Source organism: Undibacterium sp. (assembly GCF_030683615.1).
GTDB classification, from domain to species: Bacteria; Pseudomonadota; Gammaproteobacteria; order Burkholderiales; family Burkholderiaceae_D; genus Undibacterium; species Undibacterium umbellatum.
This window is the reverse complement of sequence record NZ_JAUXQE010000043.1, coordinates 39,715-65,246: the sequence shown is the minus strand read 5'-3', so window position 1 is coordinate 65,246 and position 25,532 is coordinate 39,715. Positions and strand designations below refer to the sequence as shown.

Here is a 25,532-nt window from a genome sequence, read left to right as displayed (position 1 = left end):
TGGATGAGGAAGAGCATGAGAAAAGAAATTGTTATGTTCACTCAATCTGAATCTGCATTGAGCTCGAACCTGAAGCTGGGCTTGTCAGGTAAGTTGCTACCCAAGCTTGTGCCAGTGTTGCTGGCAGCCTGCTTTGGGTCAGGACTTGTTTCCAGTGTGGCTCACGCCAATCCTGTCGGGCCGCAGATCGTCAATGGCAAGGTCATCTTCAATCAGGATGGCAAGATCTTCACAATCACCAATACGCCGGGTGCAATCATTAACTGGCAGGATTTTTTCATCAATGCCGGTGAAACCACCCGCTTTATACAAGAGAGTGCCAGCAGCACGGTATTGAACCGCGTCATAGGTCAAAACCCTAGCCAGATTCTGGGAACTTTGCAGTCAAATGGACGGGTGTTTTTGATCAACCCGAACGGCGTACTGTTTGGCAAGGGCGCACAAGTCGATGTCAATGGCTTGACAGTCTCCAGCCTGGGCATGACGGACGCTGATTTCAAGGCTGGCAAATTCAATTTTAATGCTGGCACGCAGGCTGGCAAGGTCAGCAATCAAGGGGCGATCACAACACCAACAGGCGGCCATGTCTATTTGATTGCGCCTGATGTAGAAAACAGCGGCATCATTACATCACCTCAGGGTGAAATTTTGCTGGCGGCAGGGCGCTCAGTCAAGCTGGTGGATTCAGCCAATCCTGACGTGCACGTCGTCGTCAGCGCGGACAATAATCAGGCACTGAATCTTGGACAAGTTGTTGCCCAGGGCGGCAAGGTTGGTATCTATGGTGGTTTGATCACTCAACGTGGCCTGGTCAGTGCCAATAGTGCAGTGGTAGGTGAAAACGGCAAAATCTATTTCAAGGCCCGCCAGGATACGATACTTGATACTGGCAGCACAACCACGGCCACTGGCAAAGGCAAGGGCGGTGATATACAAATACTGGGACAGCGTGTGGCGCTGGCTGGCAATGCCCAGGTTGATGCTAGTGGTGACGCAGGTGGTGGCCAGGTATTGCTTGGCGGTGATTACCACGGCGATAATCCGGCCATCATGAATGCCAAACGTGCCTTTATTGCCAGCGATGCCAGGATCAATGCTGATGCTGTCAAGACTGGTGACGGCGGCAAAGTCATCGTCTGGTCAGATGAAGTCACCAGAGTGAATGGCAGTATTTCTGCCCGCGGCGGCGCGCAAGGCGGAAATGGCGGCTTTGTCGAAACGTCGGGTAAACAAAACCTGGACTTTCATGCCAAAGTCGATGTCAGTTCGCCAAAAGGCAAGAATGGTACCTTGTTGCTTGATCCAGCTTCCATCACCATTGCAGGTGGGAATGGTGACGGCGGTTCTGACGGTACTGCTACATTTCAAGGTTCTGCGATAGGCACGATCAATTTCGCCGATGGTAGCCCAACAACGGTCTATCAGTCGGAACTGCAAGGGCTGACACCAGGCACAAATATCGTGCTGGAGGCGACAAATTATATTAATACCAGCGGTACTTTCTTCGGTAGCCTGATATCTTTGCCGAGCAATTCCAGCCTGACCTTGCGAACCCGCAACGCATCTACTGATATCAGTGGCACACGGGGCATTAATCTGACAGGGGCAGATCCCAATCTTGAAATCAAGACTTTTGGTACTGGCAGCATCACATTGCAAACCGGTACTGGTACATCGCCGCAAACTGCCAATATCGTCGTCGCAAAATTGACGACCGATGGCGGGCAAATTAACCTGAGCGGCAGCGGTAGCACAACTTTTAAGACCTTGCGGACTACGCCTGGCACAGTAGGTACAGGTGGCAATGTCATCATCAATAGCAGCGGCCTGGTGAATATAGGTTCTGGCGGCATAGATGCACTCGGTAATTCTTCTACAGATGGAAATGTCACCATCACTTCCGCTGCCAATATCGCCCAGCAAAATGGTACGGTAATCTATGCCAATGATTTAAAACTATCGGCTGCCAGCGGCCTGCATGGGACGACTTCCTCTGACAGTATGAGTGTGCAAGCCAGCAAACTGAATGCCATCAATACCGCAAGTGGCGATATACGCATCGCCAGTTCAGGTACAAACCTGGTCATTGGCGATATCGGCGCAACTGGTTACGGGGTCAAGCAACAAGCCTCAGGTGCGGCGATTCATCTAAGCTCGCCGACCACGCATAGCATATCAATGAACGCGCCACTCATTGCCACTAATGGCCTGATATCGGTTAGCGGCCTGGGTGGCATCAGCTTGCTCTCAGGTAGCAATATCAATAGCGGTGGCGGCAACATCAGTTTGCTGGCCAGTGACTTGAATATCATGACCAGTACCGCGTCTGGCACACAGATCAATAGCAGCGGTGGCACGATCTCGCTCAAATCCGACAAAATGAACTTGCTCGGCAACATCAATGCCGGTAGCAATTCGGTGAGCCTGGACAGGAATGCTGTCGCCACCATACACCTTGCTACTGGCACCACCGATGTCATTGGAAACACACTGGAATTGTCAACCGATGAATTGAACCGGATAACAGCTGCACGTTTAAAAATAGGTAATACCTCTGGTGCCAGCATAGATATCAAAGGCCCCATGAATTCAGGTGCTGGCGGTGCACTGCAAAATGTCAATACATCCCTGACTTTACATTCCGGCAACACGATTTCCCAGCAAACTGGTGCCATTATTGACGGTGCCAGTTCCTTGCAGGTGCGTGGTTATGGAGTCAGTCTGCCAGAAGCAAATACCATAGGCGTGATATCCGGTTCAGGAGACCTGGGTGGTTTTACTTATCGCTCCATCAATCACCTCAATATCACCACAGTCGATGGCTATAGCGGTATAAATGTGAATGCAGCAGCCAAACTGACGACGGATTCCACTTCTGGCATCAGTCAGGCAGCAGGTAATGCAATTACCGCCACCTCCCTTGGCTTGCAAAGCAAGGGACCAGTGAATCTGATGAATACCTCAAATAATTTTGCAACACTGGGGGCAGACCTGAATGTCAGTGGCTTGGGCGTTGGTGGCATCGACTTGTTTAACTCTGGCAATCTGAGCATAGGCACTGCATCCAGCATTGTGGGCATCACCACCAATAACAAGCCCATACAGTTAAGCACAGGGAGTGGTTCGTCGATCACAGTTTCCGATAATGTCAATGCCGGTACGGGCAAGGTGGGTTTAGTAGCTGATTTGCTGACACTGGGTGGCCCTGGTGGTGTGACTGCGGGTGATTTTGGCATTCGCCCTTACACAGCGGGGCGCGCCATTACGGTTGGCTCTGGCACATGCACCGTGGCCCCATGCCTGAGTGTGACCAATCTGTTCAAGGTCTCGGCTGCCAGTATCGCGATAGGCAGTGGCGATGCTGGCAATGCCTCCGGCCCTATTTCTGTGGTTGGCATTACCGATACCAATACCAGCGCCATTACGGATATCAAAAATCTGACGACGACACGCGTAGGCTTGTTGAGCGGTGGTGATATTTCACAGACCAACTCGATTACCGTGCAGGATCTGGGTCTGGTTGCTGGCAATAGCATTGCACTGAATAGTTTAAATACGATCACCAACCTGGCGGCAAAAAGCAATGCCAGCCTGAGCCTGGTGAATACCCAGGGCATCAATGTCACAACCTTAAGTGGGGGGAGTGGTTCCAGTGCATACAGCCTTGGTGGCATCAATACGTTTGGCAATTTATATCTGACCGCCAACTCCGGCAATATCGCACTGGGTGCAAACGTCAATACCGGCACGGCTACTGCCACACTGGCCGCAGCCAACGGTGCAATTACCCAGGCTGCTGGCTATCTACTCAGTGGCGGAGCGCTTGATGCAACTGCCAATGGCGGTATAGGACACAGCACAGGGTTGAAAACCAGCGTACCTATCCTGCTGGCAAATAATACGGGTGCAAATACCGATATCAACATCAAAAATACCGGTGCCCTGAATATCCGCAATGTACAGCAAAGCACGGCTGGCAGTACTGGCAGTGTCTTCATCGACAATATAGGCGCGATCACCCTGGATAGTGCAGATGCAGTGCGCACCAAGGCGGGTAATATCAGCCTGGTAGCACACAGTCCCTTGACAGTGAATGGCACGGTCGCCAGTTCAAATGGTGGCAACATTACTCTGGAAGCCGGGGCCAGTGGCAGCACTGCTGACAAGTTGACCGTAGGTAGTAGCGGCTCCGTCACTACCAGTGGCAATATCTTGCTCAAGGCGGGTGATGCCATCTTGATTTCAGGGACGGTCACGGGTGGTACGGTTACCAAGCAAGCCTTCCAGAATACGCCTTTGCCTACGCTGGAACAATGTATTGTCAGCCCGACCACACCCGGTTGCAGCTCGGTCTTGCCTACTCTCAGCGCCTGTATCAGCAACCCCAGTCTGGCCGGTTGCAGCGCAGTCTTGCCCAGTGTAGCCGCCTGTCAGGCCAACCCCACACTGGCTGGTTGCAGTGTCGTGCTGCCTAGCCTGAGCTCCTGCATCGCCAACCCTTCGTTGTTTGGTTGCTCGAATGTTTTACCTAGTCTCAGTAGTTGCCTGGCTAATCCGAACATTGCCGGTTGCAGCGCGGTCCTGCCCAGCTTGTCTGCTTGCCTGGCGAATCCTTCCATCAGTGGTTGCAGTTCGATTTTACCTAGCCTGAATTCTTGCATCAGTAACCCGAGCCAGACTGGCTGTAGTGCTGTTCTGCCATCTTTGGCAACCTGCACTTCCAGCCCAAACACGCCGGGTTGTAGCGTAGTCTTGCCAGCTTTGGCGGCTTGCCTGGTGTCGCCAAATATTGCTGGTTGCTCAGCCGTCCTACCATCAGTCGCAGCCTGTACGGCCAGCCCCAGCTTGCCAGGATGTAGCTCTGTGCTGCCAACTTTGAGCGCCTGTATCAGTAATAGCAGTCTGGCAGGTTGCAGCGCCGTCCTGCCTACTTTGGCGGCTTGCCTGGTCAGCCCCAGTGTGCCGGGTTGTAGTGCTGTGTTACCTAGCTTGAGTGCTTGCGTCAGCAATAGCAGCTTGCCAGGTTGCAGTGCAGTCTTGCCCACGCTGGCTACCTGTACAGCCAGCCCCAGTGCGCCAGGTTGCAGTGCCGTCTTGCCTAGTTTGACTGCGTGCATCGCAACACCGACGCTGTCTGGCTGTAATAATGTCTTGCCGACCTTGACAGCTTGCCTGGCTAATCCCTCGCAAGCTGGTTGCAGTGTAGTCTTGCCTACTCTCGCTGCCTGTACTGCCAATCCGGCATTGTCTGGCTGTTCGTCCGTCTTGCCTACGCTGGCTGCCTGCACTATCAGTCCAAGCCTGGCAGGTTGCTCAGCAGTGTTGCCAGCATTGAGCGCCTGTGTCGCCAATCCTGCCTTGTCTGGTTGCTCGGCTGTTCTGCCTACACTGGCAGCTTGCAGTGCCAACCCTGCTTTGCCTGGTTGTAGCGCCGTTCTGCCTACGCTGACAGCTTGTATAGCAGCGCCTACGCTGGCGGGTTGTTCCAGTGTCTTGCCTGGTCTGGCTAGCTGTACAGCTAATCCGGCATTGCCAGGATGCAGTGCGGTGTTGCCTAGTTTGGCAAGTTGCGTCGCCAACCCTGGTCTGGCAGGTTGTAATGTCGTATTACCTGGCCTGGCTACTTGTACTGCTGCGCCAACTACAGCAGGCTGCTCTGCGGTTTTGCCTAGCCTGGCTGCCTGTACCGCCAATCCCGCCCTGGCTGGTTGCAGCGCGGTTTTACCTAGCCTCGCGACTTGCACGGCCAATCCGTCCATTACTGGTTGCAGCGCAGTGTTGCCTAGTTTGGCCAGTTGCGTCGCCAATCCTGGTCTGCCAGGTTGTAACCTGATCTTGCCTACCCTGGCAACGTGCATCGCCACGCCGTTTGCATCTGGCTGCAGCGTGGTCTTGCCTAGTCTGGCGACTTGCGTTGCCAATCCATCCACTGCTGGTTGCAGTGCAGTCTTGCCAGCCCTGGCGAGTTGTGCGGCCAATCCGGCTTTGAATGGTTGCTCTGTTGTCTTGCCTAATCAGGCACAGTGTGCGGCCAATCCTGGCTTGCTGGGTTGCACGCTGGTCTTGCCTATAGGCGATCTCAGAACAGGCAATATCCTCAATAACACGATTAATTTTGCCTTGAACAGTTTCATCAGTTCCACTTTGGCGATGTCGAATGCGATTTCCAATTCTTCCAATTTCTTTGACAGTGGTAGTAGTGATTCTGGCCGTGAAACCAGATTCGAGCAAAGAAGCAGTTTTGCCGGTACCAGGGACAACGGAGTATTAAAAAATGCTACAGATAAAAAACTCTACTGCAATTAAGTTTTTCTTTCTTGCAGCACTGTGCCTGAGCTGCGCGCTGAGTTTTGCTGCGCAGGTCGCTGGTACGGTGACGCATTTGAGCGGGCCCCTGATCGCCAAGAAAGCTGACGGTGCAGTCAAGGTCTTGTCCCTGCAATCTGCCATTGAGCAGGGCGATACGCTAATTGCCGAAAAAGATACTTATGCGCGCATCAAGTTTGCCGACAATAGTGAAATCGTCTTGCGCCCGAATACCCAGATCAAGATAGATCAGTTTTCCTTTGAAGAAGACAAACCCAATAATGATGGTTTTACCATGACTCTGGTCAAAGGTGGCTTGCGTGCAGTTACAGGTTTATTGGGCAAACGTAATAAGGAAAGATTTGGCCTGAACACACCTACCGCATCGATAGGTATACGCGGCACTACTTTCATTGTTGAATACGTTCCACCTGATAGCGGCATCGCTGCCTACAACATGGCGACAACCGCAGCATTGCAGACAACAGGATCAGATGGCAGGACTAGCCGCAGTGATGCTGATGCACCTGTGACCGCCATCTTGCCCTTACAACTTGCTGCCAATGAAGTTCCCGGTTCAGATTCAGGGCGTGTACCTGGGCTGTATGTGCAAGTTCTGGATGGCACTATCTTCTTGCGTAACAGTACTGGTAGTCTGGATGTCACGACAGGGCAATTTGGTTTTGCAGTCAGCTTCAATAAGCCACCTGTTATTTTGCCAAACAACCCTGGCATGCAATTCACGCCACCAGGTAGTTTCCCGTTCAATCTGACCCAGGACAATGCCAGTAATGAAAGCAAATCAGGCAGCCTGATTTGTGAAGTAAGGTGAGGTGATGTAACTGAAATGGCAACACTGGATTTGCCAGGCTGGCAAATCCAGTGTTGATCTTGCTTCAGAATATTGGCAAATTGGCGCCTGCATGCTGACGCAAGTTTTGGCGCGCAATTTCAAAATCAGGGAAAACCGATTGCACCGTCGCCCAAAAACGCGGGCTGTGGTTCATTTCACGTAAATGCGCAAGTTCATGCGCAATTACATAATCAATAATCATGGGCGAGAAGTGGATCAGTCGCCAGTTCAGGCGTATCTTTCCTTGTGAGGTGCAGGAACCCCAGCGCGTTGCCGCTGCCGACAAAGCCATGCTTTGATAGCGGACATTGAGTTTCTCAGCAAATACCGGCAGGCGCTCATTGAAAACCCGTTTCGCTTCTTGCTGCAGCCAAGCTTGTACCCGGTCTTTCAATTGCTGCTCACCAGCATCCGCTGGCAGGTTGATAATCAGCTCAGCCTGCTCGCTCTGGAAGTGCGTGCCAATGACAGACGCAGGAGCAATCCGCAAGGTAATTTCGCCACCCAGATAAGGTAATTTCGCCCCATCCTGCCAGGTCATGCTGGGTTCCAGTTTGCGCTGGGTGCGTTCACGCCGCTCAGTCAGTTTGCGCAATATCCAGGCTTGTTTCTCTTGTATCGCTGTTTCAATATCGGCAATCGTCACCCAGCGTGGCGCGGTAATACGCAAGCCATCTTCATTGATCAAAAAGCCTATGCTGCGTCGTTTTGAGCGTTGCAAATCATATTCAAGCAAATAATCCTGTATCAGGATGCGGCGTTTGTTGCTGCTGTTGACAAAGGTAGTCGGTGGCGGTGCTACCGGGCGCAGCTCATGTCCTTGACCTGCATCTTTAAGCGGGTTTGGCGCTGGTGCTTTTACAGGCGCAGGACGCAATTTGTCCGGCACTAGAAAATCACTGAATAAATCCAGTTGCAAAGCCATTTGTATGGCCTTGCCAATCGAAGGAATGCGGGGCTTCATTTAAGCTTAATGGATCCTGATTCAATAGCAAAAGGGATTTGTGCTCAGCTGATAGAACGCATTCCGAGCATGGATGGGGGCGTTTTAATAGCTGTAATTGCGGTAGTTTGACCTATTTTTTGCAGTTCGTGTTTTCGCCTCCAAAATTTGTTTTTTTCGATATCACCATTTCCTTTATTCATCCTAGCTCACTTGAATTTTCTGCAACTAGCTCAATTTGACTGAGCAACTGATAACTTATATCGCCACCTTATCTCGCCACCTACCTCACAGGCTCTGATGAACAAGATAGCTTCGCTGCATAATCACTGGAGCAGGATAATTTGCAAGGTCCGTTTTTTCTTGAATATCCCTGATGTCGCGCCTAAACAAGCACTTGATTTTCCTTTTTCTCGTAGCGATATCGCCATGTTTTATCGCGTTACCAGAGATGAGGTTGTAAAGCACATTGATGAGCATACAGCCAGCGATATGCTGCTTGATGTCTATGCAGATCAAGTGACAGCAGGAAGCAGTATTTTCGCCCAGCAGATCATGCATAAACGGCTGCGCCAGGGTGCTCAGGATGAGCAAGGCAAGCAGCGCTTGCAGAGATTGATGGCTGATACTGCATTGCTTGATACATTGCGGCAGTGCTGCTTACCGTTGCGGGAAGTTGAAACAGAAGTCAGTGAACAGCTTTTCACAAACGCAATCCCGGGTCCTGCAGCCTGGTATAAATTCATGTGGCTGCTGCCTGTCAGCATTAGTCTGTTATTCATCGTTGCCATGACCACATTGGCCTCTGCCTGGATAGCAGTCCTGGCGATATGGCTGATCTTGCTGGGGGTACAGACACGTTTTCATGATGCGGTTACGCAATGGGCAAAGAAAGTGCAAGCACTGCAAGCCTTGCTCAGTAGCTTCGTGCTGCTCGCGGAGCATCATCCAATGGATGCTAATTCATCTCCTGAAGATCTCCTCATTGCGAAGAAAATGCTTGCCGAATTGAGCAGACATAATTTGGTGGTCCTGCCTGGTATGCGGGAATATGCTGACTGGTTCTTGCTGGATAATGTCAGGCATTTTTTCAAGACCTGCATTCTTGTCCGTAAAAATCAGGATTTTTTGTGCAGGGCATACTCGCACGTGGCAAATCTGGAGGCTGATCTGGCACTGGTCAGGCACTGTCAATCGCTTCTTCAATATTGCTGGGCCACTGTGGCAGACAAGAAGCAACTGTGTTTGCAACAAGTCGTGCACCCCTTGTTGCCGCAGGCTACTGGCCTGGATATAACACTGGAAGGCAAGGGAGCTTTTATTTCAGGGCAAAATGGTATAGGCAAGAGTACTTTGTTGCGCACCCTTGGTTTGAATCTTATCGTCGCCCGCGCCTTTGGTTTTTGTTATGCAGCTACTGCCAGCGTCCCCGTGGGCGCGGTGTTTTCGAGCATGCAGAGTGAAGACTCTTTAATTGCAAATGAAAGCCTGTATCAGGCAGAACTCAGGCGAGCCAAAGAATTATTGGATATCGCAGAAAGCGATACGCAGGCTGTATTCGTCATTGATGAGATTTTTCGCGGCACGAATCATCAGGAATCCATCTCGGCTGCTGCCGCAGTTTTGCAAAGCCTTGCCGCTTCAAACATGGTGGTCGTCTCATCACATAACCTGGTACTGGCCCCCATCTTGGCAGCATATCTGGCACCGTTATGCGTTACTGCAGAACTAGGTGATAAATCCAGATTGCAATTGACTGCGGGTGTTTTGGCTGACCCTAACGGCATACGCTTGCTGGGTTCATACGGTTTTGGTGATGACATAAAAAACAAAGCCAGTCGGGTTTTCGACTGGCTTAGTGACTATCTTAAGCATCCAGACAAGTGCGAACAAATACTGGAAAATCGCTCCATGTCTTAATTCCAGCTTACTTGGATTCAGACTGATAAACCTGCGGCGAAATCACACGCATTTCTGCTTCTATCCATTTTTCCACTTCCTGCATCAGTTCAACCGCATTCATGCCGTTGGGCGGTATCGGTTTGCCAACCGACACGGTGACTGTGCCTGGCAATTTAGTGAAAGAATTTTTGGGCCAGCATTCACCAGAATTGACGGCGATAGGTACTACAGGTGTGTTGGTTTCTACCGCCAGGCGGGCTCCGCCGCCTTTGTACTGGCCTTTTTTGCCAACAGCGATACGGGTGCCTTCAGGGAACATGATGATCCATTGTCCATCAGCCAGACGTTTGCGGCCTTGGGTCACGACGTGGGCGAACGCATCCTTGCCCTTGCTGCGGTCGATAGGGATCATGCGCAGCATGGAGATGGCCCAGCCAAAGAACGGGATATAGGTGATTTCTTTTTTGAAGACGAAAACCAGTGGGCGCGGTGTTGCCATCAGCAGGAAGATGGTTTCCCATGCGGACTGATGTTTGCACAGAAGTATGGCCGGGCCATCGGGAAAGTTTTCAAATCCCTTGGTCTGGTAACGTATGCCGCAAATGACTTTTGCTGCCCAGATGATCGTGACATTCCAGCGGGCAGTAATGTAATAGCGCTGGTTATACGGCAAGAAGGCAAACAGCATGCTGATGGGGGCCCAGACGATGGTGACTACCGCCATCACCAGCAAGAAAATCAGCGAACGAATAAAACGGGTAAAGCTAAGCATGTAGTCTCCATTGTAGCGATGCTGAATTCGTTCAGATCGCGATATTAAATTCGGATGGCGAGTTTTCCACCAGTTTGTCGACCATGGCGGCCAGGTCAGCAAAGACCTGCGTGCCTGGCGGCAAGCCGCCTTTTTCCTGGGTTTTGCTACCTTTGCCCGTCAGCACCAGATGTGGTTTGCAACCCAGCACAAAGCCAGCTTGCAAGTCGCGCAGGGAATCCCCCACGCAATGCACACCCTTGAGACTGGTGTCATAGCGACTGGCGATCTCTTGCAGCATGCCTGGCTTGGGTTTGCGGCAATCGCAATTATCATCCGCCATATGCGGACAAAAGAAAATCGCATCAATAGTGGCACCGACCTGCTGGGCGCTGGTATGCATTTTTTGATGGATGGCATTCAGCGTCGCCATATCAAATAGCCTGCGACCTATACCAGACTGATTGGTGGCAACCACTACCGTGTAGCCCGCCTGGTTAAGGCGGGCTATGGCTTGCAGTGAACCCGGTATCGGCTTCCATTCTTCGGGTGACTTAATAAAGTCGTCCGAGTCCTGATTGATGACGCCATCGCGGTCAAGGATGATGAGTTTCATCTGCAATCCTGGTTAGTGTTGCTCACATGTTCCATTGTGTTTCTGGTGTTTCAATGCCACCTCAGGCCGCCAGCTTGGAAATGTCGGCAACCTGGTTCATCATGCCATGCAGGCTTGCCAGCAAAGCCAGGCGGTTGTTACGCAGCGCCAGGTCTTCTGCATTCACCATGACATCATTGAAGAAGCTGTCCACCGCTGCACGCAGGGCTGCCAGGGTTTTCAAGGCGCTGGCGAAATCACCTTTGGCGAATGCGGCATCGACTTCCGGCTTGACATCGGCCATGGCCTTGGCCAATGCCTGCTCGGCAGCTTCCTGCAGCAAGGCTGGCTGGACTGCACCAGGAGTACTTTCGGCTTTTTTGAGGATATTGGTAATACGCTTGTTGGCAGCAGCCAGTGCTTCTGATTCTGGCAGGGCAGCAAAGGCTTGTACAGCTTGCAGACGTTCAACGATGTTATCCAGCGTGTCAGGTTGTTGAGCAACCACAGCTTCGACTTCATTTTGAGAAAAGCCCTTGTCGCGCAACTGGCCACGCAGACGGTCGAACAAGAAGTTCAGCACATCGGCTGTTGGGTCTTTGAAATTGGGATTGCCAGCGAACAGTGCTACCGCATGTGCTAGCAGGGTATTCAGCGACAGCGGCAAGCGTTTTTCTACCAGCATGCGCAAGATACCCAGAGCATGGCGGCGCAGCGCAAACGGATCACGGTCACCGGTAGGCTGCAAGCCTATGCCCCAGATACCAACCAAGGTTTCCAGTTTGTCTGCCAGTGCCACGGCAGTGCCAGTCAGTGTCGCTGGCAGTGCATCGCCAGCGAAACGTGGCTGATAATGTTCAGATGCAGCAGCGGCAACATCAGGGTGCTCACCATCATGCCGTGCATAGTAAGTCCCCATGATGCCTTGCAGCTCAGGGAATTCACCCACCATGTCGGTCAGCAAGTCAGTCTTGGCCAGCAGGGCGGCGCGTTGGGTCAGGGCGACATCACCATTCAGGCTGGCACCAATCTGGCCAGCCAAAGTTTTAACGCGTTGCGTACGTTCTGCCTGGCTGCCCAGTTTATTGTGATAGACCACGTTCGCCAACAAAGGCAGGCGGGATTCCAGGGTTTTTTTCTTGTCTTGCTCAAAGAAGAACTTGGCGTCTGACAAGCGAGGGCGTACGACGCGCTCATTACCCAGGATGATGTATTGCGGGTCGCTGGTTTCCAGGTTGGAGACGATTAAAAAGCGTGAACGCAATTTGCCTGTGGCATCTGTCAGGGCAAAATATTTCTGATTGGTCTGCATGGTCAGGATCAGACATTCTTGCGGCACGGCCAAAAACTCTTGCTCGAAATTGCATTCGTAGACCACTGGCCATTCCACCAGGGCAGTAACTTCATCGAGCAGGGATTCAGGCATCAACACCTGGTCTGCACCTGCTTTGCCTAACAAGGCGGCACGTATCTGTTCTTTGCGCTCATTGAAGCTGGCAATGACCTTGCCTTCGGTCTTCAGGCTGGTGGCATAGTCTTCTGCCTTGGCAATGCTGACTTCACCAGCGGACAGGAAGCGGTGGCCAATAGTGGTGCGGTTGCTATCCAGACCCAGCAAGTGAAGAGGTACGATATCTTCACCGTGCAGGGCGATGATTTTGTGTACTGGGCGCACAAAATGTACAGTCTCGCCGTCAGGACGCTGGTAACTCATGACTTTAGGGATAGGCAGTTTACCTATGGTTTCTTCCAGCGCAGTTTGAACTGCCGGTGCCAACGCAGTACCTGCGGCTGTATAGCTATAAAAGAAGCTCTCGGCCTTCCCATCCACCGCACGTTCCAGGTCACTGACCTGCAGGTTAGGGAAGCCCAGCGCAGCCAGTTTCTTGCCTAGGGGTGCGGTGGCATTGCCAGCAGCATCCAGCGCCACGGATACTGGCAAGACTTTTTCGCGCATCAGCTTGTCCGGGGACGTGGCGCGTACACCTGTGATACTGACAGCCAGGCGGCGTGGTGATGCATAGCTGGTTGCTACGGATTCAGCTTCCAGAAAATCGCGTGACTTCAAACCAGCGATGATGCCGGCGCTAAATGCTTCACCCAGTTTGGCCAGTGCCTTGGGTGGCAGCTCTTCGGTAAATAATTCTACTAACAGTGTTTGGCTCATGTTTCTTATCCTACGTTCTGGCGCGTTGCCAGAATCTATTTAATGATGTTCTTGTGGGCTAGGCGTAAAGCTTATGCAGCAGTAACAGCAGCAGGGGCAGGCTTATGCTTGTCGTCCGCAGCGCACATAGGGAAACCCAGTGCCTCACGCGATGCATAGTAAGCCGCAGCCACTGCACGCGACAGATTGCGTATGCGGCCTATGTAGGCAGCACGTTCAGTCACCGAGATGGCACCACGTGCATCCAGTAAGTTGAAAGTGTGCGCAGCCTTCAAGATCATTTCATATGCAGGCAAGGCCAGAGACTTTTCTGTCACTTCCAGCAAGCGCTTGGCTTCTGCTTCGTAGTTGGTGAACAGGGAGAACAGGAAATCGGTATTCGAATACTCAAAGCTGAAAGTCGATTGCTCAACTTCATTTTGATGGAATACGTCGCCATAAGACAGGCGCACGGTCTTGCCGTTTTCTTCACGCTCGGTCCAGACCAGGTCATAGATATTATCTACGCCTTGAAGATACATGGCCAGACGCTCCAGGCCATAGGTAATTTCACCCAGGATAGGCTTGCAATCAATACCACCTACTTGCTGGAAATAAGTGAATTGCGTGACTTCCATACCATTCAGCCAGACTTCCCAGCCCAGGCCCCAGGCACCCAGGGTAGGGTTTTCCCAGTCATCTTCAACAAAGCGTATGTCGTTTTGCTGCAAATCCAGGCCCAGGGCTTTCAGGGAACCCAGGTATAGGTCGAGGATATTTTCCGGTGCTGGCTTCAATACGACCTGATATTGATAATAGTGTTGCAGGCGGTTAGGGTTTTCGCCATAGCGGCCATCTTTGGGGCGGCGTGAAGGTTGTACATACGCCGCACGCCAAGGTTCAGGCCCGATGGCACGCAAGAAAGTGCCGGTATGCGAAGTACCCGCGCCCACTTCCATATCGTAGGGTTGCAACAGGGCGCAGCCTTGCTTGTCCCAGTAATCTTGTAATGTCAGGATAATTTGTTGAAATGTGAGCATCGTGCTATCTGCCTTTGTCACTTCTTGAAGAAGCGATGAATAAAGTTTGCCAAACCTTAGATTTTAACGGCTTTTGCGCTGGATAGGCGAATTTGCTTGATGTTGTTTTGTTAATTTTTAGGGCATAAATGAGGAAAATCTTAAGACCTTTAACCACAGAGACAATGACATACAGAGAAATTACAGAGAAAATCAGAAGGGAAGCAATAGATTATTTATTGTTTTGCAAATATTTGTTTTGTATTGTGTAACGCAATTGCAGCATAAATAGGCAGCTTGCCTCCGGTGGTTTTTGTTGCAATTCGCTTGGCTACGCGGTATAAAAATCCACTTGCCAATAAAAACAGCGTGCTGAATGGGAGACCTCAACGACATGGCTATAGCTGACCAGCCCCTTACTTTGGATGCCGAGTCACATCGGCTGGAAGAGTGGTATCTCTTGTTGGGGGAGCTTTCCCATTGTTTGTGGTACACGACAGAATTGCCAGAGATGTTGCGTGGCTTCTGTCGCATATTGGTGCAGCGTGCTGCTTATATTTGTGCTGAGGTGGAGCTGGACTTAGGGGATAAGTCGGAAGTTTATCGTTTTCGTGCCGATAGAGAGGCTGGGAAAGAGACAAAATACCTGGTTTTGCCCCTGCACCATTATGGTGATGTACTGGCGCAATTGCGGGTTGCTGCTGACTTTGATCTTAGTGCAAGGAGTGATGCATACAACATACTGAGCCGCTTCGCCAATGAACTGGCGCAAGCCATCCATTCCCTCAGCAGCACCCACGAACACCATGACCTGCAAGACAATATGGAAATGCTGGCGCTCTCAGTACAGCAAAGCCCGTTTGCGGTTGTCATTACCAATGCAGATGGTGAACTCGAATATGGCAATGACAGTTATTGTCGTATTTCTGGCTATGCGTTGAGCGAAGTGCTGGGCACGCACGTGTTCTGGAATTCTGGTGACCCTGCCGATGAAAAAGTCATGCGCAACATCAAGGCGCTCAAGGTCGGTGAGCATTGGCAAGGCGATGTACTCAGTCACCGCAAGGATGGTACTACTTATTGGGAGCGGCAGATTATCAGCCCCTTATGCAATATGAAAGGGCATATTACCCATCTGGTCGCGGTCAAACAAGATATTACCGATAGCAAATTCCAGTTGAAGGAAGTCGAGCAAGCCTTGCTCTTGCGTGAGCAAGCCCTGGTATCGAGCAGCAATGGCATCATGATTACCCGCAGTGATGACAGCGACCACTCCATCGTCTATGTGAATCCTGCTTTTGAGCGTATCACTGGCTATACAGCGCAGGAAGTCATAGGCAGGGAAGGGCGCTTCCTGGTCAGGGAGGACCTGGCGCAACCAGATTTGCAAGAGATACGCTCAGCTCTACGCGAGAAAAGATCAGGCTGCGCCTTGCTTCGCAATTACCGCAAGGACGGAACCCAGTTCTGGAATGAATTGCATATCTCTCCCGTCAAGGATGCGACGGGCGCCGCTACTACGCATTTTGTCAGTGTCATCAATGATGTTAGTGAGCGTGTCAATTACCAGAAAGAGCTGGAATACCAGGCCACCCATGATAGCCTGACTGGCCTGGCGAACCGTAATTTACTCAACGATCGTATCACTCAGGCCATCGCCTGGGCCAAGCGCCAGGATTTGTCGGTGGGTTTGATGCTGCTCGACCTTGATCATTTCAAACTCATCAATGATGCCTCCGGCCACGGTGCCGGAGATGAAATGCTAAAACAGGTCGCTAACCGGCTCAGCCATTGCGTGCGCGAGACTGATACGGTCGCTCGTCTGGGCGGTGATGAATTCGTCATCATCCTCACCGATTTGCCAGAGACTGGTGATGTTGATATCGTCGCTGAAAAAATCCTGGCGGCCCTGGCGCGCCCTTTCGAAATCAACGGGCATGATGTGTTTGTCACCGCCAGCATAGGTATTTCGCTTTACCCCAGAGATGGTGATCATGGCGAGATATTATTGCGTTATGCCGACATTGCCATGTACCGCGTCAAGGAACATGGTCGTAATAGCGTGCGCCAGTTTATTCCCGAGATGGGTGTCACCGCCATCAGTCGCCTGAATATGGAGGGCGCATTGCGTCGTGCCCTGGAACGGCATGAACTCACTCTGCACTACCAGCCCAAGATAGAACTTGCTACAGGCACTATAGTCGGCGCAGAAGCACTGGTACGCTGGCATCACCCACAGATAGGTTTGATACACCCCATAGAATTCATCCCGCTGGCAGAAGAAACTGGGCTCATCCTGCCTCTGGGCGAATGGGTGCTGGCAGAGGCATGCCGCCAGCAAGTCAGCTGGAAAAAATCCGGCATGGCTGATTTGAAGATTGCCATCAATATGTCACCGCGCCAGTTCCGGCAAGAGGATTTATCCGATCGAGTTGCTGCCATTTTTGCCGAAACCGGTGCCGACCCATCCCATGTCACGCTGGAGCTGACCGAGAGCATGGTCATGCAGGATGTCAACAGTACTTTGGTGGCGCTGCGCGCATTGAAAAAATTGGGGGTGTCGATATCCCTGGATGATTTTGGCACCGGTTATTCCAGTCTCTCGTATTTACGGCGTTTCCCCATCGATGAACTAAAAATAGATAAGTCCTTCATCAATGACATCCATGAAAATCCTGACGACGCGGCGATTGCCAGCGCCATCATTGCCATGGCCTTAAGCCTGAGTTTGAGTGTCGTGGCCGAAGGTGTAGAAAAGAAAGAGCAGGCCGAACTCTTGCGCAAAATGGGTTGCAGCCAGGTGCAGGGTTATTATTTTGGACGCCCCATGGATGCGGCAGGCTTTGCCACCCGCTATCGCGAGCACATCAATGAATAAGCTGATCTGGCGCACCGGCAAGGTAAGTGAAATCCCTGAATTGCTGATGGCAGCAACATTGGAAAAATCAGCCGCTGTCGGCGCGGCGACTGTGTATCATTTCAAACATGATGGGCAGGAAAAACTGGCGATTTCCCTGCCCGATGGTCAAGCCCTGATCATAGAACCATTGCCCAGTAGCAGGCCACGCAGACGGCGTGTTGATCCTCTCAAAACAGGGCAGGTGGACAAGCCTGCGAATGCGGATGACGAGAGCTGAGTCATGCTTCTTATGGTGCCATGCGTATTTGCTATGTAACAAAGCCATTGAGAGATCATGGTAGCGTGCCTATCACTACCCCGCCGGGAGTTGCAACTGCTGCAACGACCATGTTTTTTGTATTTATCTCGCCACTGGCAGTCATTACCCAAACTCAGGATATTTGCAAAGTACTTGTTTATGTTGCAGATGCAAATGCGCGTAAAGAAATTCCCGACTTGAAATGATGTTAAAAATATATTTTTATAGAGATGAGATGTCGTTTGTGGCTTATTTTCACTGTTTTTGTCCCTACATGAGCCCTGGTTGCAGGCGAGTACCTGACATATCCACCCTATTTCCCTTATCATGCTGTCATGACAGAAGATCAGGAAGTTCTCCTCCCCCCTTATCCTGGTGTCCAGGAAAAAGACATACTACTGGTACAAACGCCAGCAGACGCAGAGCAAGCCTATGCAGAGATGCAGGCAGCCGATATTTTGGGTTTTGATACTGAATCCAAGCCGGTATTCTTCAAGGGCCAGCAATCCGATGGTCCGCATCTGATACAACTCGCTACCGACACTAAGGCTTACCTCTTTCCCACAGTCAAGGTGCAAAATACCGATGCCGTGAAAGCCTTGCTGGAATCCAAAGAGATACTCAAGGTTGGCTTTGGACTCAGCGATGACATGAAACGCCTGAAAATCAAACTCGCTATCTCGCCGCAGCATGTGCTTGACCTCGCACGTGCCATGCGTGAGAGCAAGCAGCGTGACATGGGGGCGAAAGCAGCGGTGGCCAAGTATTTTGGCATGCAATTGCAAAAATCCAAGAAAACCTCGACCTCCAACTGGGCTACCCCAGCTCTGAATGACAGACAAATCATGTATGCCGCCAATGATGCGCAAGTGGCATTGCTGGTCTATAGAAAGTGGTTGGCACTTAAGCAGTGATGCAGCAGGGATGAACTTAAAGCTGCCTCCGGGGTCAGATGGCTCACGATAGCTGCGCTGATAGGAAATGTATGCTGACCAGAAAGAAAGTGCTGTTGCTGCTTGCTGGCGCTTGTTTTAGTTTGTTTAACCAGGCAGCACAGGCAGATGGCCTGGCAGATTTAAAGGCTGCACTGGCGCGTTTGCCAGGTCAAACTCCTTTAAAGGCCATAGTCGAAGCAAAAACCTGGAGCCGTCAGGGAGAAGGTAAAGAGCTTGAAGAGCAAAACGGCCAAGTTAGCATCATGCTTGATGATAGCTCGCGTGGCTTGCAGCTGCTTTACAACAAAGACTTATTGACGCGTCTGGAAACAGAAGAGCTTGCCAGGGAGAAAGATCCCAAAGCCAAAACACCCACCATTGCCGCCATTAAGGAAGTAAATTCATCAGAACTGCGTCCCATGATTTCTGCAGTTGGTAATCTGTCGCGGGCACTGGAGAAAGCCATATTTAAAACCGAAAAAACCGATGCCAGCTATAACGGCAAAGCGGCTCGCTTGCTGAGCTTTGAGATACCTGTTGAAAAGCTCTCGGAAAAAGAACGCAAATACGTCAAAAAATTCGATGGCAATCTGGAAATCTGGATCGCCGCTGATGGTACGCCTATGGGCAGCCGCTTGCATCAGGCTATTTCCGGGCGTGCTTTCGTGGTCATCAGCTTTGACACCAAATACGAAGAAGAGCTGGTATATGGCGTGAGCGGCGACCGACTGATCATTATAAAAAAAGAAAGCAAGAACAGTGGCTCAGGCGCGGGTGAGAAAGGTGAGATGCGCGTCATCAAATCTTTGCAAGTGCAATCCTGATATGTTTGAGCATTGCTGCAATGCAATAACGATAATGCATAATTGTTTTGTCGATTTATTTTGGTTTGACATTACAATGTAGTGATGTAAAGCTAGTCTCCAAGAAAGGTATTTCCAGTGTTTAGCACGCATTCTTCCTCCCCTTCTTCAGTTTCTGCCCCTAGTAAACACAAACTGCGCAACTTAACCGCTACTGCTTTGCTGGTATGTCTGGCTTATGGGGCCTATGTTCCTGCTACCCATGCCGCCCCGGTGCTGGCAGAAGGCTCTGCAGCAGTTGCAGTGAATACAAAGAAAGTCATCAGCCATGATGTCTATGCAAACTGGCGCAGCATACAGGGCAATGTCCTGAGCCGTGACGGTAACTGGGCCGCCTATGCTCTGGTAGGGCAAGAGTCTGATGGCGAAGTCGTCGTCAGGAATTTGAAGGATGGTCGCGAATTACGTGCGCCGCGTGGCACTACACCGGCATTCAGTGCGGATGGACGTTATCTGGCTTTCGCGATTGCACCAACCAGGGTAGAGCTGGACAAGGCCAAGAAAGAAAAAAAGAAGGGGGATGACTTGCCCAAATCTGGCCTGGGCATCATGAATCTGGCTACTGGTAAAGTCGAGAGCCTGGAACGGGTAAAACGTTTTGCATGGCCAGAAGAAGGGGGCAATTTCCTTGCAGTCTTGCTCGATGCACCCAAGGAAGCAAAAAAAGAAGCGAAGAAAGACGCTGAAACTGCCGCGAAGGATGAAGACGATCAACAAGCAGCTACAGCCAATGCTTCAGCAAAGAAAAAAGATACCGGCACAGAGTTTTTATTGATCGATGTGGCAAATGCCAAGCGCGATAGCTTCAAAGACGTCGCTGATTTTACCTGGTCTAAAAATGGTGAGCTACTGGCTTTTAATGTCATCACCAAAGACACGCAAAAAGAGGGCGCGCGGGAAGGTGTCTACCTGATCAGTCCGCAAGAACTGACGCCACGTGCAGTCATGGCTGGGGCTGGCAGTTACAAGCATATGAATTTTGATGAGGCAGGACGCCAACTGGCTTTCGTCAGCAATCGTGATGATCTGACAAAGAAGCATGCTGAAGCAGAAAAATCTGGCAAGAAAAGCGCTGATGCTGACAAGACTGACAAAGCCGAAAAAGAAATTACTGCTTTCAACCTGTATTACTGGCGCGCTGGTGATAGTGAAGCCAAAGCCATCGTCGCTGCCGACACTGCAGGTCTGCCTACGGGTTGGCTGCCAAGTGAACATGCCAGTCTGAGTTTCAGCAAGGATGGTCAGCGCCTGTTCTTTGGTACGGCAGAACTGGCCAAGGCTGATCCCAAAGATGCACCAGAACCCTTCAAGGTTGATCTTTGGCACTGGAAGGATCTTGAGCTGCAATCCATGCAAAAGGTCAGGGCCGAGAAAGAGAAACAGCGCAGTTACAAGGCCGTATTTCATATTGCTGAGCAACGCTTCGTCCAGCTTGCCAACAAGAATATCCCGAATGTGTTGATCAATGATAATCCACGTTTTGCCATGGGGGCCAGTGATGTGCCTTACAAGATGTTGCAGTCATGGGATGCGCTGTATCACGATGCATATGCAGTAGATTTGCAAACTGGCCAGGCTCGTTTGCTGGCGCAAAAACTGCGCTATGTGCCCAGCCTGTCGCCAGGTGGAAAATACGTCATGGCCTTTGATGCCAACAGCAGTATCTGGTATTGCTGGTCAACCGTCGATGGCAGCAAAATCAACCTGACTGGCAAAATTAAGGCACGTTTTGAAGATACCAAGCGCGATACGCCAGAGGTCAAGGACGCCTATGGCTTCGCAGGCTGGACCGAAGATGATGCAAGCGTAGTCTTGTATGATCAGTTTGATTTGTGGGAAGTAAATCTGCAGAATCAAAGCAGCCGTAACCTGACTGCAGGCTATGGCCGCAAGCACAATCTGGAATTGCGTTATGTTCCTTTGGATATGGAGAAAAAACCGCCTGCTGACGAACCTTCCGCAGTGGCCGAAGCCAAGGCTTTGCCGAAGGAATCCTGGATATTGGCAGCTACCAATGAAGGTAATCGCTCCACTGGTTATTACCAGCAAAATCCAAAATCTGGTGAACCCGTAAAATTGATACATGGCGATAAAATGTTTGCTGGGCTGATCAAGGCCAAGAAGGCAGATACGGTCTTGTTCACTCAACAAAGCTTCACGGAATTTCCGGACTTGTGGAGCAGTAACCTGGCTTTGCAAAGCCCGCAAAAAATCAGTAACGCCAATCCCCAGCAAGCCCAATTCAACTGGGGCAAGCAGGAAATGATTGAATACACCAGCCTGGATGGCAAGAAGCTCAAAGCCTTGCTTGCCAAGCCTGAGAATTTTGATCCGGCAAAAAAATATCCGATGATGGTGTACATCTATGAAAACATGTCAGACAATCTGCACCGCTATGTCGCACCTGCACCTGCCCAGAACATCAATGTCACCCGTTACCTGAGTAATGGCTATATCGTATTGCGCCCGGACATCGTCTATAAAACCGGGCATCCGGGTAAGAGCGCGTACAACGCTGTTGTGCCAGCAGTACAAAAAGTACTGGCGCAAGGCTATGTTGATCCCAAGCGCGTGGGCATACAAGGCCATAGCTGGGGCGCTTACCAGATCAATTACCTGATCACGCAAACCAATATGTTCCGTGCTGTCGAAGCCGGTGCGTCGATGGCAAACATGATCAGCGGTTATGGCGGTATACGCTGGGGCACCGGCATGAGTCGCGCCTTCCAGTATGAAAAGCAGCAAAGCCGTATAGGTGGCGCACCCTGGAACAAGACGGCAGAATACATAGAAAATTCACCGATATTCCATGTCGATAAAGTTCAGACGCCTTACCTGACTATCCATAATGATGATGACGATGCCGTGCCATGGTATCAGGCCATAGAATTTTTCACCGCCTTGCGCCAGTTGGGCAAGGAGGCTTACTGGTTCAATTTCAACGGTGAAAAACATGGCTTGAAAGAGCGTGACAATATGAAGTATTTCACGGTACACATGGCTGAGTTCTTTGATCATTACCTGCTGGGCAGCCCACGTCCGGAGTGGATGGACAAGCCCGTGCCCTATCTGGAACGGGGCAAGCGCGATGTGATGGGGCAGTTCAAGCCTGTGGGGGCGAAGGCTGATTAAGGCAACAGAGTCCATTCGTGGCTCTTTGCTGGTTGACAGATTGGCCCGTGCTGGAATGTTTTAGCTTCATCTCCAAGCCATTTGCAAGCACCGCAGCGGGAGATGTAAGGGTGAGGATGGGGTTCATTCGATAAACCGTATTCAAATTATCGTCGCTCTAGCGAGGGCTGGAGGCTACCGGGCTGGCGCTCCAGTGGCGTTCGTCGTGCACTTGAGTCGTTATTAAAGCGATTGCCCTTCGTGGATACAAGCCGGGTCTCGGCCCGGCAGCCGAAATTCTTTCTTTGCGTCGCCAAAGAAAGAATTCAAAGAAAGGAGACCCGGGCGTCGCCGCCCCCTGAAGGGGGTTCCCGTTTGTGCAGTACAAAAAATGGGAAGGCCCGAAACTCGCTTCGCTCAGACAACGGTCCTTCTTAATCCATTTTCTGTAATGCACAAACGGCGTCGACACATGGGAACTGCGGAAAGTCAAAAGCAACGGCAACGGCAACGGCAACAGCAACAGCAACAGCAACAGCAACAGCAACAGCAACAGCAACAGCAACAGCAACAGCAACAGCAACAGCAACAGCAACAGTACCCATTCGGCAGCAATCCAGATGATCTGAGCAAATTAGTAACAATGGCCAAACAAACCAAACACTGGCCCTCATAAAACTTCAAAAATGTCGTAAACGTCCAATACATACACCATGTAAGCAGGTAGCATCCACTACATGCACAGGACTGACATTACCCCCAAAGCGCAAACGCATATCTGCCCAGCCAGTGGTCAGGCGGCTGAGCATGTGTTGATGTATCTCGTGCGCGATACCCGTGGATGTCATCTGGATGGGCTGGACCAACTGAATCGTTACCCTGCTACGCCATTCTGTTGCATCACCTGGATGCTGGAAGGTGAGGTGAGTCTGCTGCAACAGGGAAAAACCAAGCGTGAGCAGCGCTTGCCGCAGATCTTTGTGGCTGGTTGCCAGAGCCAGTATGGGGTGTCCATGAACCTCGGTGACCGACATAGTTTCATGGCGGTGTTTTACTCGGATGCCTTTCATGCCTTGTTTGAGCTGGACCTGACGACAGTGCAGGACAGATTTGTCGATGCAATGGGTGTACTGAATTCCTCAGGACTTGGATTGTTGCAAGCTGTTGCCCAGGCTGACTCGCATGCAGACAGATGCTTGATGATTGAAAGCTATGTTGCACAAAACAGCAGCGACCTGCTTAACAGTCCCTGGTCACGTTTGCGCAAGATGGGCCAGAACCTGAGCCTGCGGCTGAGTTGCAGTTTGCTTGGTGTAGGTGCCCGTCAGGTACAAAGGCGGGTCAGGAAGGAAGCTGGCCTGCCTTTGCTGGGCTTATCAAGATTATGGCGCGCCAAGCGCAGTCATAGCCAGGTGCTGCTTGATCTGGAGCAGGGACACATACCGAATTGGACTGAGCACGCCAGCGCAATGGGTTATGCAGATCAATCTCATCTGATCCGCGACTGCAAGGAAGTATCCGGGCGCAGTCCTCAGCAATTGCTCAACGATGCGAAAAAAAATGAAAGCGACTGGATTTACCGTCTGTAAGCAAGATGCCAGCAAGATCTGTCCCACGCTAACTTTGAGCATGCACGATGAATACTGATCAACGCCTTCATTCTCTTGATAATCTCAGGGCCATCATGATGTGGCTGGGTATAGTTGTGCATGTTTCGGTCAACTACATGGTCAATCCTGCACCTACCCCCTGGCGCGATAGCCAGACCAGTATGCTGGCGGATTTACTGATTGTCTTCATCCATGCTTTTCGCATGCCTGTGTTTTTCATCCTGGCTGGATTTTTTGTTGCCCTGCTGGCCAACAGACGGGGAGTAAATGCCATGCTGCGTCAGCGCTTGCGCAAACTGGTCTGGCCTTTCATGGTGTTCTGGCCTTTGCTGCTGGTTTGCATGAGTTTGCTGGTGGCAGTGTATGCACATCTGAATGCTTTTGGGACGATAGGCCTGGAATTTGAGCTGATTCCAAAAGTACCGGGCAGGCCACAGATATCGTTGCTGCATCTGTGGTTCATCTATTACCTGTTTATGTATTGCCTCGTGTATGCGCTGTTGTTACGCTGGTCCGCATTTATTCCATCGATACTACAGGATGGTTTTGCCAGCACTTGGAGAATACTGTGCAATAGCTGGTGGGGGATATTCTTGTTGACCCTTCCTTTGGCTGTGGCCGGGAGTTTTTACCGCAGTGGCATGGTGACACCCCTTGGTTCTTTTATGCCGCATCTGGCAGAATTCATCCATAGCGGCATGTTTTTTACCTGCGGAATTTTTCTATATCGCTTTCAGACAGATTTGTTGTCCCGTTTTGAATGCAAGTGCTGGTTATACCTTTGCGCTGGCTTGCCCGTCTTCATCGTGTTCCTGGCGCTGGTCAAAAGTGGGGGTAGTGCAGAGCCAGCCAGCTATGGCATGCAGGCAGTCATGGCGTATTTGTACAATAGTGTGAGCTGGCTATGGAGTTTTGCCCTCATAGGCTTGTTCCTGCGTTACCTGCCGGGCCAAAACTTTTTGCTGTCTTATCTTGCAGACAGCTCTTACTGGGTTTATCTGGTGCACATGCTTGGGACGATGGGATTTGGTATCTTGCTATATCACAGCCCTTTTGGCGCTGCAGGAAGAATGATGTGCAATATCCTGTTGACTAGCATGTTTTGCGTGCTGAGCTACCATTTGCTGGTGCGCCGCGGACTAATAGAGCGTTTCCTGAATGGTGGTGTGAGAAAAAAGCCAGCTGACTAAGGCTCGGTCAGGCAACAGATTTCTTACTAAATCGTGGGTGCACTTTGCCTTATGCGCAGAGCTCATTGCTGGAATGAATTTCTGTATTTGCAAATAGCTCGGTCTTTGGTGCATGATGGCAGGCATTAATCATCATGTCAGAAGCACAGG

The 25,532-nt window shown here is 51.0% G+C and carries 16 protein-coding genes; 10 read left to right on the top strand and 6 right to left on the bottom strand.

Going from position 1 to position 25,532, the window contains the following annotated elements; all coding sequences use genetic code 11:
• Positions 1-33: 33 nt before the first annotated feature.
• Positions 34-6,306 carry an S-layer family protein gene (locus tag Q8K39_RS23460; protein WP_305263577.1) on the top strand — a complete coding sequence of 2,091 codons (6,273 nt, stop codon included), beginning with the start codon at positions 34-36 and terminating at the stop codon, positions 6,304-6,306.
• Positions 6,275-7,138: a FecR family protein gene (locus Q8K39_RS23455; protein WP_305263576.1), complete on the top strand. Its 864-nt coding sequence runs from the start codon at positions 6,275-6,277 to the stop codon at positions 7,136-7,138. The genes Q8K39_RS23460 and Q8K39_RS23455 overlap by 32 nt, the downstream gene beginning before the upstream one ends.
• Positions 7,139-7,202: 64 nt before the next feature.
• Here Q8K39_RS23455 and Q8K39_RS23450 read toward each other — a convergent pair whose 3' ends face one another.
• Positions 7,203-8,123 carry a M48 family metallopeptidase gene (locus Q8K39_RS23450; RefSeq protein ID WP_230413617.1) on the bottom strand — a complete coding sequence of 307 codons (921 nt, stop codon included), beginning with the start codon at positions 8,121-8,123 and terminating at the stop codon, positions 7,203-7,205.
• A gap of 279 nt (positions 8,124-8,402) precedes the next feature.
• Between Q8K39_RS23450 and Q8K39_RS23445 the strand changes: the two genes are divergently transcribed.
• Positions 8,403-10,022, top strand: a complete 1,620-nt coding sequence (locus tag Q8K39_RS23445) for a DNA mismatch repair protein MutS (protein WP_305263575.1) — start codon at positions 8,403-8,405, stop codon at positions 10,020-10,022.
• Positions 10,023-10,029: 7 nt separating this feature from the next.
• Here Q8K39_RS23445 and Q8K39_RS23440 read toward each other — a convergent pair whose 3' ends face one another.
• From Q8K39_RS23440 to glyQ, 4 genes are all read right to left on the bottom strand, one after another.
• The gene (locus Q8K39_RS23440) at positions 10,030-10,776 is read right to left on the bottom strand and encodes a 1-acyl-sn-glycerol-3-phosphate acyltransferase (RefSeq protein WP_305263574.1); all 747 of its coding nucleotides are present in this window, start codon (positions 10,774-10,776) and stop codon (positions 10,030-10,032) included.
• 31 nt (positions 10,777-10,807) lie between these two features.
• Complete coding sequence (gene gmhB / locus Q8K39_RS23435; protein WP_305263573.1) at positions 10,808-11,371, bottom strand: D-glycero-beta-D-manno-heptose 1,7-bisphosphate 7-phosphatase; 564 nt, start codon at positions 11,369-11,371, stop codon at positions 10,808-10,810.
• Positions 11,372-11,432: 61 nt separating this feature from the next.
• Complete coding sequence (glyS, locus tag Q8K39_RS23430) at positions 11,433-13,517, bottom strand: glycine--tRNA ligase subunit beta (protein WP_305263572.1); 2,085 nt, start codon at positions 13,515-13,517, stop codon at positions 11,433-11,435.
• 71 nt (positions 13,518-13,588) lie between these two features.
• A complete protein-coding gene (gene glyQ, locus Q8K39_RS23425; protein ID WP_186952530.1) occupies positions 13,589-14,536 on the bottom strand; it encodes a glycine--tRNA ligase subunit alpha in 948 nt (315 codons plus the stop codon).
• A 373-nt stretch (positions 14,537-14,909) separates the two neighbouring features.
• Here glyQ and Q8K39_RS23420 point away from each other — a divergent pair, with 373 nt between their 5' ends.
• The 5 genes from Q8K39_RS23420 to Q8K39_RS23400 all read left to right on the top strand — a co-directional run bounded on the left by Q8K39_RS23420 (position 14,910) and on the right by Q8K39_RS23400 (position 22,603).
• Positions 14,910-17,393 carry a GGDEF and EAL domain-containing protein gene (locus Q8K39_RS23420; protein ID WP_305263571.1) on the top strand — a complete coding sequence of 828 codons (2,484 nt, stop codon included), beginning with the start codon at positions 14,910-14,912 and terminating at the stop codon, positions 17,391-17,393.
• Positions 17,386-17,652 (top strand): hypothetical protein, encoded by a 267-nt coding sequence (locus Q8K39_RS23415; RefSeq protein WP_305263570.1) that lies wholly within the window; start codon positions 17,386-17,388, stop codon positions 17,650-17,652. The genes Q8K39_RS23420 and Q8K39_RS23415 overlap by 8 nt, the downstream gene beginning before the upstream one ends.
• Before the next feature lie 356 nt (positions 17,653-18,008).
• Positions 18,009-18,587, top strand: a complete 579-nt coding sequence (locus Q8K39_RS23410; RefSeq protein WP_305263569.1) for a 3'-5' exonuclease — start codon at positions 18,009-18,011, stop codon at positions 18,585-18,587.
• A gap of 71 nt (positions 18,588-18,658) precedes the next feature.
• The gene (locus Q8K39_RS23405) at positions 18,659-19,432 is read left to right on the top strand and encodes a hypothetical protein (protein ID WP_305263568.1); all 774 of its coding nucleotides are present in this window, start codon (positions 18,659-18,661) and stop codon (positions 19,430-19,432) included.
• 117 nt (positions 19,433-19,549) lie between these two features.
• Positions 19,550-22,603 carry a S9 family peptidase gene (locus Q8K39_RS23400; protein ID WP_305263567.1) on the top strand — a complete coding sequence of 1,018 codons (3,054 nt, stop codon included), beginning with the start codon at positions 19,550-19,552 and terminating at the stop codon, positions 22,601-22,603.
• A 413-nt stretch (positions 22,604-23,016) separates the two neighbouring features.
• On the opposite strand, the gene Q8K39_RS23395 is transcribed toward Q8K39_RS23400, so the two are convergent.
• Positions 23,017-23,187 (bottom strand): hypothetical protein, encoded by a 171-nt coding sequence (locus Q8K39_RS23395; protein WP_305263566.1) that lies wholly within the window; start codon positions 23,185-23,187, stop codon positions 23,017-23,019.
• Between the two features lie 132 nt (positions 23,188-23,319).
• Between Q8K39_RS23395 and Q8K39_RS23390 the strand changes: the two genes are divergently transcribed.
• Both Q8K39_RS23390 and Q8K39_RS23385 read left to right on the top strand, forming a co-directional pair.
• A complete protein-coding gene (locus tag Q8K39_RS23390) occupies positions 23,320-24,171 on the top strand; it encodes a helix-turn-helix domain-containing protein (RefSeq protein WP_305263565.1) in 852 nt (283 codons plus the stop codon).
• A gap of 47 nt (positions 24,172-24,218) precedes the next feature.
• Positions 24,219-25,382, top strand: coding sequence for an acyltransferase family protein (locus Q8K39_RS23385; RefSeq protein ID WP_305263564.1), 1,164 nt, complete (start codon positions 24,219-24,221; stop codon positions 25,380-25,382).
• Positions 25,383-25,532: the final 150 nt, after the last annotated feature.